Here is a 12434-nt window from a genome sequence, read left to right as displayed (position 1 = left end):
CGGCCCCTCCCGGCGTTTGAAAGTTATGGTGTGCAGGTGTTCTTGAGTGTCCTGCTTGGAACGGTCTTTGAAAAGCCCCCATGCGGTGGCTCGTCGAAAATCGCTTTGGAATGGTGCTTGGCTTAGGGAAAGCGGCGACCCGAAGGTCGCCGTCAATCATTTTGCATCTGATCCGAAAGGTCGGATCAGCCGCGCCACCAACGACGGGGTTCGACGTTCTCAGCCAGCGTATCTTCGGGGATCTGACGCGCGATGTCGAAGATCTCCTGATACGTGTCTGCGCCACCGGCCCAGTTGTTGAGACGCTCACGCCATTCAGCCCAGGGCTCGGGGTTGTACTCGGGCGAGCACATCTCACGGGCGATCTGGATCTGGTCGTCGCCAAGCTTGGCAACGCGCACGTTGTTCTCGGCGAAGATCGTGCCGGGCATCGGCGGATCGGTGAAGCCAACGGTGTTGACCAGAGCCGCTTCGTTGGCTGCCTGCACGTGAACCTGCGTGAAGTACGCGGATTCCATGATGGCGTCCTGAAGGTGTGGCTCGAGGCTGTCGAACAGTTCGGCGTTCATGCCGGTGTGCTCGGTACCGCAGAAGAACTTCAGGTCGACCGACTGGCTGACCACAGGGCTCATGTTGGCATATGCCACAGCGGAGGCCCAGGTTTCTGCACCGTCAACGAGGCCCTGACGCAGACCGTCGAGGGTCTCTTCCCACGCGATCGGCGTTGGGTTGAGGTTCATCAGGTTCATGGCGATACGGCCAAGCTGTGTACCCGTCACACGGTTACGCGTGCCGAACAGCTCTTCCAGCGTCGTGACAGTTTCACGATCCTGGAACGATGCGCCCATCTGCAGGCCGCGCAGTTCTGCGTGGCTGAAGAGGAATTTCACACCGTGACGGCTTTCCAGCGGCTCACGGAGGAGGCGCATGGATTCCGGGCTGTAGAGGAAGTGGTATTGATCCGCACGCGAGCGGAACATGTACGCATAGTCCAGAACGTTCAGGTACGGCGCGGAGCCGGCAGAGTTCTGTGTGGATGCCGAGTAGAAGTCGACAACACCAAGCTGAGCCCGCTCAAGGCAGTTCAGCTGGCCGCAGATCTGGTTGTCGCCGATGAATTCCATGCGGATCTCACCGTCGGTGCGCTCCTCAAGGTCACGGGCGAATTCCAGAACGCCGGCGCGCTCGATCAACAGGTTGCGCTGGTTGAAGCCAGCGGCGCCCATTTTGAGCTCGTAACGAGCGGTGGTGCCATAGCGACGGTCGTACGTGGACTCGACAGCGCGTGCCAGCGACGGCAGAGTAACCGCACCGGTAAGCGTCGCAGCTCCCATCATGACCGACGACAGACCATAGGTGCCTGTCAGTTTCATCAAGTCTCTGCGCGAAACCTGGCTGAGGACTCTTGAAGCCTTCATTTCCATTACCTCCCAATAATGCGCAAAATTGATACTTGTGGTCTCAATCTTGCTCAACTTATGGTCGTGCTGGCAAGTGAAAACTTCATTTCGCACCGATTCTATGCAGAGGGCCCGGAAAATGGCGGAACTTTCAGCGGATTATGTGGTCGTCGGCGCCGGTTCAGCGGGCTGCGTGCTGGCAAACCGACTCTCGGCGGACCCAAAGAATCGTGTGATCCTGCTTGAAGCGGGAGGGCGCGATTGGAACCCATGGATCCATATTCCGGTCGGATATTTCAAAACCATTCACAATCCGAGTGTCGATTGGTGCTACAAAACTGAACCTGATCCGGGCCTCAACGGGCGTTCGATTGAATGGCCGCGCGGCAAGGTTCTGGGGGATCTTCATCGCTCAACGGGCTGCTCTACGTGCGCGGACAGCCGCAGGACTATGACCGCTGGCGCCAGATGGGGAATGCCGGATGGGGTTGGGATGACGTGTTGCCGCTGTTCAAGCGAGCTGAGCGCAATGAACGTGGGGCAGACGAATTTCATGGCGATCAAGGGCCCTTGTCGGTGTCGAACATGCGCATCCAGCGCCCGATCACGGATGCATGGGTCGCCGCCGCGCAGGCCGCTGGCTACAAGTTCAACCCGGACTATAACGGCGCCGAGCAAGAGGGCGTCGGATATTTCCAGCTTACTGCCAAGAATGGGCGCCGCTGCAGCTCGGCTGTGGCTTACCTGAAACCGGCGCGAAGCCGCGAAAACCTGCAAATTGTAACGCACGCACAAGTTGATCGCCTGCGGATGGACGGAAAGCGCGTGACCGGCGTGGAATATACCGATCGCAGCGGTCAGGTTCAGGTCGTCAATGCAGGTCGCGAAGTGATCTTGTGCGGCGGCTCGATCAATTCCCCGCAGCTTCTGATGTTGTCCGGGATTGGTGAGGCCGCACAGCTCGCCGAACACGGGATCGAAACGGTCCAAGATCTGCAAGGTGTCGGCAAGAACCTCCAAGATCACCTGCAAGCGCGTCTGGTCTACAAGTGCAATGAACCGACCTTGAATGACGAGGTTTCCAGCCTCGTCGGGCAAGCGCGTATCGGCCTGAAATATCTGATGTTCCGTGCCGGTCCAATGACGATGGCGGCAAGCCTTGCGACCGGCTTCATGCGCACGAATGACAGTGTCGAAACGCCTGACATTCAGTTCCACGTGCAGCCATTGTCGGCCGAAAACCCCGGCAAAGGAGCGGATAAATTCAGTGCGTTCACCATGTCGGTTTGCCAGCTTCGGCCTGAAAGCAAAGGCGAAATCAGGTTGAACTCAGCCAATCCACGTGACTATCCCAAAATCATCCCGCGCTACCTGTCGACCGAGACAGACTGCCGGACCGTTGTGGCGGGCGTAAATATCGCGCGCACCATCGCGCGGCACGCCCCGCTGACCTCAAAAATCTCTGAGGAATACCGGCCGAACCCTTCGCTCGACATCGACGATTATGATGCGACCCTGGATTGGGCGCGGTCCAATACGGCGTCGATCTATCACCCGACTGGCACCTGTAAGATGGGCCAGGGCGCTGATGCAGTGGTGGACGCCCGCCTGCGGGTTCACGGGATTTCGGGGCTACGCATTGCCGATTGCTCGATCATGCCCGAGATCGTCTCAGGCAATACCAATGCACCGGCGATCATGATTGGTGAAAAAGCCTCGGACCTGATTCTGGAAGACGCAAAAGCAGCCTTGTCCGCGGCATAATAGGGCGAATGAGAGCGCCACATTCTTGCCATATTTGGGGTGCGTTTCGCCCAATTCCTGTCACGCAATACTGGTTAACTTGCCCTCAATAACCAGTAACGGCCGAAAAGGTCGAAGTGAGCAGGCCACATGGCAACGATTAACGGCAACGCGTCAGACAACAGTCTGACCGGGACAGGCAGCGCCGACAGCATCACCGGGTTTTCTGGCGACGACACCATTTCCGGTGGCGGCGGCGATGATTTCATCGATGGCGGTGCGCCCAGTCTTGCCCCTACCCCACTTGATCTGAATTGGACGTCGCAAGGCGGCAATGGGACAAACCTTGCAAGCGGATTCACCCAGAACGCGGGCGGGATCAATGTCGGCGTTAGCTTCACAAACAATGGCGCAGGGACGTCCGCGCAGGTCAGCACGACCACAACCTATGTTGCGGGCAGCGAAACCTACAACGCGAATTCCAATCTGCAATTGGGCGGCAATGGAGGCGCGGACGCCTGGACCGTGGATGTCGATTTTTCATCCGTTACCGGTTCTGGCTTTGCGGACGAGGTCGAGAATGTCTCGTTCCGCCTGCAGGATATCGACGCGGGCAGCTGGACGGATATCTTCACGATCAACGCCTATGACGCGGACGGCAACCTGATCCCTGTCGTCTTGACGCCTGCAGGCAACGACACTGTTTCAGGCAATACCGTAACGGCAGGTCCCGGCGGCACGTCAGCGAACGATCCGCTCGGCTCTGTTCTAGTGGAGATCGCGGGGCCCGTTGCATCTTTCGAGATCATCTATGCCAATGGCGGCACCGTCGGACAGTTGGCCTGGATCACGGATGTCGAATTTGATGCAGTTCCATCTGACGAGGACCAGCTTTTTGGTGAGGCCGGCGATGACACGATCCTTGGTGGGTTCGGCAATGACCTGCTGGATGGTGGCGACAATAACGACAGCCTCGATGGCGGCAGCGGTAACGACACGCTTGTTGGTGGCGCAGGCAATGACACCGCACTTGGCGGCGACGGGCAGGACAGCCTTCAAGGCGGCAGCGGGACCGACAGCCTTCTCGGCGGCGACGGCAATGACACGCTAGAGGGCGACGGCGGCAACGACACGCTGGAAGGCGGCGCGGGTGACGACAGCCTCTTGGGCGGCAGCGGCTTCGATATCCTGACCGGCGGAGAAGGCGCAGATACGCTGGATGGTGGTGACGACAACGACACCATCACCGCTTCGGGCGGTGACGTGGTCATCGGTGGTGAAGGCGGCACGGACACGGCCGACCAGTTGATTGTCGACGATGTGGCCGAGGTCATCTTCGACCCGACCAATAGCGAAAACGGCACCGTCGTTTTCAACGATGGGTCCACTGCAACGTTCACCGGCATTGAAGAGCTGATCGTGAATGGCGGCCCGGACGGTATCGTTGCGGGCACAGCGGGAAATGACGTTATCGACGCGAACTACGTCGATGAAAACCTCGAACAGGTCGACAATAATGACGGCACACTCGGGACGACCGGCGATCAGGACCTGATCCAGGCGGGCATGGGCGACGACACCGTTTATGCTGGCGAAGGCGACGATTCCGTTGTTGGCGGCCCTGGTGCCTCGCTGAACGTTGGCAGTGTCGAAAACCTCAGCTGGGTTGGGGAAGGCGCCAACGGCACCGACCTGTCCGATGGCTTCACGCAAGATACCGGTGTCGCGAATGTAACCGTGTCGATTGCCAATGACGGCGCCCTGAACCAATCGCAGGTCAACACTACAACGCAATACACCGCTGGCGGAACGGAACCGTTCGCGACCAATTCCGGCCTCTCCCTTGGTGGCGATGGCGGGCCTGACGTTGCCACCGTGACGTTCGACAGTGACGCGGAACTGACCAACGTTTCCTTCCGTATCAACGACATCGACAGCAACACCTGGGAAGACATCGTCACCGTCAACGCCTTTGACGCGAACGGAAACCCAGTGACCGTCACGCTGACACCTACCGGAGATGATACCGTCTCTGGCCAGACCGTCACGGCAGGCGCAGCTGCGGATGACCCCAACCTCGCCAACGGATCCGTTCTTGTCGAGATTGCAGGACCCATCACCTCGTTTGAGGTGATCTACGAGAACGGCAGCACCGGCGGTCAGCTCGTCTACCTGACGGATGTGCACTACACCGCCAGCGAGTTTGACGACGATGTCCTGCACGGCGATCAGGGTGGCGATACGCTGGAAGGTGGCGCAGGCAATGATGTCCTGTTTGGCGACCAACTCGCGATTGACCCGACCACCATACCTTCCGGTACAGGTGGCACGGCCACCTCAGTCACGTTCCAGAATGACAGCCCCTATGCGGTAGAGCTGGCGCAGGTTGATGCTACCGGCACGGTGGTCTCTGTCATTACCATCCCCGCAGGCAATAACTTCACTGCCGCATCGACCACGCAGACCAATTGGGTGCTCCGTGATCCCTCCACCGGCGACATTCTTCAGGTTTATGAAGCCCCTGCCAATGGCTCGACCCAAGTGTTCGACAGCACGGGCGCCGATAGCTTGGACGGCGGACTAGGGGACGACACGCTGTCCGGCGACTTCGGCAATGATACGCTGGATGGCGGCGCGGGCAATGACAGCCTGTCTGGCGGTGCAGAGCAGGATCGGTTCCAGTTCGGCGATGGCTTCGGCACCGATACGGTCGATGGAGGCGAGGATGGTGACGATCTCGACACGCTTGATTTCAGCGCAATGTCGACCGGCATCAATGCGGTCTTTGATGGCGATGAACAGGGCGACGTGAGCGATACCGGGTCCGCGGACTCGGTCGAATTCACCAATATCGAACAAGTCACCGGCACGGCCCAGGACGACACGATTGATGCCGGCGCATCCACGGCTGACCAGACCCTCATCGGTGGCGACGGGGCCGACAGCCTTGTGGGTGGGTCAGGCAACGACACCCTATATGGCGATAGCGGCGACGGCTCATCAGCCAACGGGACGCTGATCTACGAGGATGATTTCGACGATGGCGCCGCAGGTTGGAGCAACCCGACCAGCGACAACACAGACCCGTTCTTTGGCTCGGTCCTTGGTCGCGTCCAAGGCACATCAAACGCCAGCGATATTGAGATCAGCCGGACATTCGATCTGGACAACAGCTATGACGATGCGGTCATCGAGTTCGATTTCCACCGCATCGACAGCTGGGACAACGAAGAATTCCAGATCTACGCCAATGGCGATGAGATCTTTAGCCAGGCGTTCTTTCCCAATACGGCCGTGGGTGGGTCGAATACGATCACGGTTGGTGGCGTCACCTACAATGTGACCCTAACCTCGCTCGGTGACGCCGCACAAAATGGCTATTGGTCCGGGCAAAGCTGGACGACAGACCAGAGCTTCCGTGTGCGGATCGAGGTCGAGGATGCCCCTGACACGCTGGAGCTTGGCTTTGGCTCAACCCTGAACCAGGGCGTTGGCGATGAAAGCTACGCATTCGACAATTTCGCGATTGTCTCCACCAACGACACCTCGATTGATCCCACAACGTTCACCAGCGCCGGATCGTCAAACAACGACACGATCGAAGGCGGCGATGGCAACGACTCGATCATGGGTGAGGAAGGCGCTGATCAGCTTTCGGGCGACGCGGGCAATGACACCATCGACGGCGGTGAGGGTGATGACAATATCCTGGGCGGCTCCGGCCAGGACAGCATCATCACCGGTCAGGGCGCGGATACGGTCAATTCGGGCGACGACGCGGACTGGATCTTCGGCTCCTCCGGTGACGTGATCGACGGCGGCGAAGGCGGCGACGACAACGATACGCTGTTTCTTGGCGATGACGGCGCGGTCATAAACTATGACAGCGGCAACCCCGAAAACGGAACGGTCACGTTCAGCGACGGCACAACGCTGACCTTCACGAATATCGAAACAGTGATCCCCTGCTTCACACCAGGCAGCCGGGTCAAAGTGGAACGTGGGACCTACAAGGTCGAAGATCTGCGCGTGGGCGATCTGATCGAGACGCGCGACAATGGCTTGCAACCCATCCGCTGGATTGGGCGTAAGAAACTGAACCAACGCGATCTGGCGCTGGCGCCGCATCTGCGTCCCATCCGTATCCGCAAGGGCGCGTTGGGCAAAGGCGTGCCCAACCGCGATATGGAGGTCTCCCCCAACACCGGATGCTGATCGAAGGCGTTCAGGCAGAGCTTTTGTTCGGCCATGACCAAGTGTTGGTGCGCGCCAAGCATTTGACCCACCTGCCCGGCGTAGACGTGATCAGCGCATGCGAGCGTGTGACCTACATCCACCTGATGTGCGAAGCCCATGAGGTGATCTGTGTGGACAAGGCGTGGACCGAAAGCTTCCAACCCGGAGACATGGTGCAAAATCAGGAAGCGCGTGAGATTTTCGGCGATCTGTTGATGGAATTCCCTGAGCTCGGCACTGAGACGGGTCGCGCACATTACACTTCGGCCCGGTTGAGCCTGAAGGCCCATGAGGCCGCCTTGCTGACAGAGGCTGTGCTCTAACGCCGCCGTAGCGGCGCGTCGCGTTTGTTCACAAGGTTCGGAATTTGCGCGCGGGTTTTCTCGACCTTCGTAAGGTCCAACTCCACCACCTTCAGCTTCGGGGCGCCGTCCTCCAGATCGACGATGACCTTGCCCCACGGATCCACGGCCAGCGCATGGCCATAGGTCTCCCGTCCATCGGCATGGTGGCCCGCCTGTGCCGGAGCAATGACAAAAGCGCCTGTCTCAATCGCCCGCGCTCTCAAGAGCACATGCCAATGGGCGCGGCCTGTGGGCACTGTGAAGGCGGCAGGGCTGAAGATCACACGCGCACCCCCTTCTGCCAGCGTTCGGTGCAGATGCGGGAAGCGCATGTCGTAGCAGATTGTCAGGCCCATTGGGCCCCATGGCGTGTCAGCCAAGACAGCCGCATCCCCTGGCGCAAAGGCCTTACTTTCCTTGAAGGTCGCGCCGGGGACGTCAACGTCGAACAGATGCACCTTGTTGTAAGTCGCCCGGATGTCGCCGCCCGGGTCGATCAGGGCGGATTGGTTGAAGAACCGCCCGTCAGGCGCAAGCACTGGGGTCGAGCCTGAATGGACCCATATCCCTTGCTTTGCGGCCTCTTCCCGGCAGGCGGCAATGAACGGGTCTTCCTCCGCCACCACAACTTGCGTCCGTGACACGGCCCGGTTGGCGTTCATCAGGCCCGAGACTTCGGGCAAGGCCAGCATATCGGCGCCCTGCCCTGTCGCCTCAGCCGCCAAAGCGCGCATCGTCGCGATGTTCGGCGCATGGCTATCGGCCGAACACATCTGGGCGAGTGCGATGCGCAGGTTATTTTCCATGATCGCTCAACGTGCGTGCGATGGCGTCTTTCCAACCAACGTAGCGGGCGGCGCGCGTGCCTTCGTCCATCTGCGGCTCGAACGTGCGATCAACGGCCCAGCGGGCCGCGAAGGCCTCCCGATCCGGGTAAAGGCCCGCGCGATTGCCCGCGATCCACGCAGCACCTAACGCAGTGGTCTCCAGCACCTCAGGGCGATCCACCGGCGCACCCAGGATGTCGCTCAGGAACTGCATCGTCCAATCGCTGGCCGTCATGCCACCATCAACGCGCACTGTACCGGTTTCGCCGGGGTAGTCGGCTGCCATCGCTTCCAGCAAATCGCGGGTTTGGAAACCCACGCTTTCCAACGCGGCACGCGCGAATTCGGCCGGGCCGGAATTGCGGGTCAGGCCAAAGACCGCGCCGCGTGCGTCCGGATCCCAATAGGGCGCGCCAAGGCCGGTGAAGGCGGGCACCATGTAGAGGGTTTGGGCCGGATCAGCTGCCGCGGCCATCGCGGCGGTCTCGGGCGCAGCCGCGATAATCTTCAGCCCATCGCGCAACCATTGCACAACGGCGCCCGCAATGAAGATCGATCCTTCCAGCGCATAGGTCGGCTTGCCATCGAATTGGTAGGCGATCGTGCCAAGCATCCGGTTTTGTGAAGAAACCAGCGTGTCGCCCGTGTTCAAAAGCGCAAAGCAACCCGTGCCATAGGTGGATTTCAGCATGCCAGGCTGGAAACAGGCCTGCCCGACGGTCGCGGCCTGCTGGTCACCCGCCACGCCCAGGATAGGAAGGCTGCCGCCGAACAGCGTTGTCTCGCCAAAATCTGCAGCGCAGTCGAGGACCTGCGGAAGGATATCCATTGGGATATTCAGCATCGCGCAGATCGCCGGGTCCCATCCGCCTTCTCGGATATTGTACAGCAAAGTTCGTGCGGCGTTCGTGGCGTCGGTGACGTGGCGCTCGCCGCCGGTCAACCGCCAGATCAGGAAGCTGTCGATTGTACCAAAAGCAAGCTCGCCCGCCTCTGCCCGTTCACGGACCCCGTCGACATTGTCCAGAAGCCAGGCCAATTTGGTGCCGCTGAAATAGGGGTCCAGCAGCAAGCCCGTCTTATTCTGGACCATCGCCTCATGCCCATCGGCCTTGAGGCGCGCGCACAAATCAGCGGTGCGACGGTCCTGCCAGACAATGGCGTTATAGATCGGTTCTCCGGTTCTACGATCCCACAAAACAACAGTCTCACGTTGGTTTGTGATCCCGATGGCCGCAACATCGCCGCCTTTGGCCAGCGCGCCTTTGCAGACCTCGACCACGCTTTCCCAGATTTCCTCCGGGTCATGCTCGACCCAGCCGGACGCCGGAAAATGCTGCGTAAATTCCTTCTGGGCGGAGGCCTTGGGGCGCAGGTCGCCGTCAAAAACGATCGCGCGCGACGAAGTGGTACCCTGGTCGATGGCAAGGATCTGGGTCATGGAATGTCCTTATCCGAAGCGGTTGGGCCCGAGCGTGCCTCGGGTTACGTAGAAGACAAATATGGTGATTGCGTAGGGGATCATGCCCAGGAACAGCAGCCCAATCGCAAGCGCGAGCGCGGGGGGCGGTTCGGAACCTTGAAATCCGCCGCTGGCCTCTGAGGCAACCACGACCCCGATTATGCCCGCATAGAACAGGAAGATCGCGATCATCCCGGCCCCAAGCCACCACCCGGTGCGGTCGATGTCGTGCAAACGCCGCCACGATACCGCCAGTTGCGGAAGCATCATTCCAAACACGGCCAGCATGGTGAAGATCGGAAAGAAGAACGGAATCTCGGACGCGATCAATGCAAAGATGATCGCAAAGTCGAGGATCTGCGCCACGACAACCAGAAGGTTCCAGAACAGGTAGAAGAACCAGAATTCCGACCGGCTGGCCCGGCCAGAGAAGGTGGCATATTTCGAAAGGCAGACCTTGGTTGCATCGATGAATTCACGCGACGGCGCGCCGACATATAACCCGTCGGGTCCGATGTCTGGGTTGGCCGCGGCTGGGGCCGCCACCTGCTGGATCGGCGGCGGAGTGGCGCCCATAAAAGTAAAATGGGACCGCGCGGCCTCCCAATTGGCCAATTCCGCTTTCCACACCAAAGTGTCTGGAGTGACTGTGCCAGCCTCGATCAAGCGTTCGATTTCGGCGGTGTCGACAGGGCCGTTCCGGGTATCCCCCGTCGCGTAAAACCATTCAGTCATCGGGCGCAGTCCTTCCAGATCGTTCGGTCCGCATTGATCTTGGCTTTGCGGGCAAGGTCAAGGCAGTCCGGCCTCTAGGCCGCCTGCCTCTGCTCGGACATGAACGCGTCCAATGCCGCAACCTGATCCTCACTCATCAAAAGCCCCAGCTTTGACCGGCGCCAAACAATGTCCGCGGCCTCCCGCGCATATTCACGGGACATCAGCCAGCGCACCTCGGCTTCGGTCAGGGTCGCCCCAAAGTCGCGACCCAGATCCTCCGCTGTCTTGGCCAGGCCCAACAGGTCCTTCGCATCGGTGCCATAGGCGCGCACCAATCGCCGCGCCCAACGGTCGGTCAGGAATGGATAAGCCACCATCAGCGCACCGATCTGCGCCTGGACTCCATCAACCGGGAAATCCCCCCGGCAACGGAACGCCAGCGGTCCACTTTCCCTTGGCTTGGGGAAAAAGCGCGCGAGCTTGGTCCACGCATCCTCAGCTAGCACGCGGTAGGTCGTGATCTTGCCGCCGAAGACGTTGAGCATCGGTGCGCCGTTATTGTCGAGCGACAACACGTAATCCCGCGTCGCGGCCGTAGCCGATTTCGCCCCATCATCGTAAAGCGGACGCACTCCGGAATAGGTCCAGACGACATCGTCCGCCGTCAGGCTTTCCTTGAAGTATTCATTTGCAAACCTAAGCAGATAGTCGCGCTCTTCAGGCGTGCAGTCCGCCTTGCGCGGATCGTCGGTATGTTCGGCATCCGTGGTGCCGATCAGGGTGAAGTCCGTCTCATACGGAATGGCAAAGATGATCCGCCCGTCCGTGCCTTGGAAGAAATAGCACTTTTCGTGGTCAAACAGCTTGCGCGTGACGATATGCGACCCCCGCACCAACCGCACGCCTTCGCTGGAGTTCTGCCGTGCCACGTTGCGCACCACATCGGCCACCCAAGGCCCGCCCGCATTGACGAGCGCCTTCGCGTAGACGGTGCCTGCGCCTTCCCCTTCAAGCTCAATCCGCCAAAGGTCCCCCTCACGCTCGGCGCTGACAACCTTGGTGCGCACCATGATCTTCGCACCACGCTCTTCCGCGTCCCGCGCGTTGAGCACCACGAGGCGCGAGTCCTCGACCCAGCAATCGGAGTATTCATACGCCTTGGTGAACCGATCCTGCAGCGGTGCGCCCTCAGCCGTGCCGTCAAGTGAGACACTTGCCGTGCCGGGCAGGATCTTCCGCCCGCCCAGGTTGTCGTAGAGGAATAGCCCGAGCCGGATCAGCCAGTTCGGGCGACGGCCCTTCATCCACGGCATCACCATGGTCAGGATGCGCGAGGTCGGCGTGGAATTGTCAAACCGCATGTCTTTCGACAGCGGCAGGACAAAGCGCATGGGCCAGCTGATATGGGGCATGGCCTGCAACAGCGTTTCACGCTCTTTCAGCGCGTGGCGGACCAGTTTGAACTCGAAATATTCCAGGTAACGAAGGCCGCCGTGGAACAGCTTGGTCGACGCGCTCGACGTGGCCCCGGCCAGATCCTCCATCTCGGCAAGCGCAACGCTCAAGCCCCGGCCCTGCGCATCCCGTGCAATGCCACAGCCGTTAATGCCGCCCCCGATGACGAACAGGTCGTAGGTCTCTGCCATGTTATCCGCTCCGCGTTCCGTGGCAGCGTCGTTTCATCTCATGTTCGCTTCGTCAAGCT

General features: G+C 60.2%; 5 protein-coding genes and 2 pseudogenes. 2 read left to right on the top strand and 5 right to left on the bottom strand.

Features of this window, described 5'->3' with window-relative positions; translation table 11 throughout:
• Positions 1-185: 185 nt before the first annotated feature.
• Positions 186-1418 (bottom strand): TRAP transporter substrate-binding protein, encoded by a 1233-nt coding sequence (locus tag ACZ1HK_RS17575; RefSeq protein WP_472630869.1) that lies wholly within the window; start codon positions 1416-1418, stop codon positions 186-188.
• A 121-nt stretch (positions 1419-1539) separates the two neighbouring features.
• On the opposite strand from ACZ1HK_RS17575, the pseudogene ACZ1HK_RS17570 reads away from it, so the two are divergent.
• Positions 1540-3164, top strand: a pseudogene (locus ACZ1HK_RS17570) (GMC family oxidoreductase).
• A gap of 129 nt (positions 3165-3293) precedes the next feature.
• Positions 3294-7702 (top strand): annotated as a pseudogene (locus tag ACZ1HK_RS17565) (Hint domain-containing protein).
• On the opposite strand, the gene ACZ1HK_RS17560 reads toward ACZ1HK_RS17565, so the two are convergent.
• The 4 genes from ACZ1HK_RS17560 to glpD form a co-directional block, all read right to left on the bottom strand.
• Positions 7699-8529, bottom strand: a complete 831-nt coding sequence (locus ACZ1HK_RS17560; RefSeq protein ID WP_472629777.1) for a carbon-nitrogen hydrolase family protein — start codon at positions 8527-8529, stop codon at positions 7699-7701. The pseudogene ACZ1HK_RS17565 and the gene ACZ1HK_RS17560 overlap by 4 nt on opposite strands.
• The gene (glpK, locus tag ACZ1HK_RS17555) at positions 8519-9991 is read right to left on the bottom strand and encodes a glycerol kinase GlpK (RefSeq protein ID WP_472629776.1); all 1473 of its coding nucleotides are present in this window, start codon (positions 9989-9991) and stop codon (positions 8519-8521) included. The genes ACZ1HK_RS17560 and glpK overlap by 11 nt, the downstream gene beginning before the upstream one ends.
• Before the next feature lie 9 nt (positions 9992-10000).
• Positions 10001-10747, bottom strand: coding sequence for a DUF805 domain-containing protein (locus tag ACZ1HK_RS17550; RefSeq protein WP_472629775.1), 747 nt, complete (start codon positions 10745-10747; stop codon positions 10001-10003).
• 74 nt (positions 10748-10821) lie between these two features.
• Positions 10822-12375, bottom strand: a complete 1554-nt coding sequence (glpD, locus tag ACZ1HK_RS17545) for a glycerol-3-phosphate dehydrogenase (RefSeq protein WP_472629774.1) — start codon at positions 12373-12375, stop codon at positions 10822-10824.
• Positions 12376-12434 lie beyond the last annotated feature (59 nt).

Source organism: Gymnodinialimonas sp. JB5-7 (assembly GCF_055693405.1).
The sequence above is the reverse complement of the archived record's forward strand: the minus strand, read 5'-3'. Positions and strand labels throughout refer to the sequence as shown.

Excerpts from the sequence above, each read along its gene's own strand:
- ACZ1HK_RS17575 (WP_472630869.1), bottom strand. The coding sequence starts at position 1,418 with ATGAAGGCTTCAAGAGTCCTCAGCCAGGTTTCGCGCAGAGACTTGATG.
- glpK (WP_472629776.1), bottom strand. The coding sequence starts at position 9,991 with ATGACCCAGATCCTTGCCATCGACCAGGGTACCACTTCGTCGCGCGCG.
- glpD (WP_472629774.1), bottom strand. The coding sequence starts at position 12,375 with ATGGCAGAGACCTACGACCTGTTCGTCATCGGGGGCGGCATTAACGGC.
- ACZ1HK_RS17550 (WP_472629775.1), bottom strand. The coding sequence starts at position 10,747 with ATGACTGAATGGTTTTACGCGACGGGGGATACCCGGAACGGCCCTGTC.
- ACZ1HK_RS17560 (WP_472629777.1), bottom strand. The coding sequence starts at position 8,529 with ATGGAAAATAACCTGCGCATCGCACTCGCCCAGATGTGTTCGGCCGAT.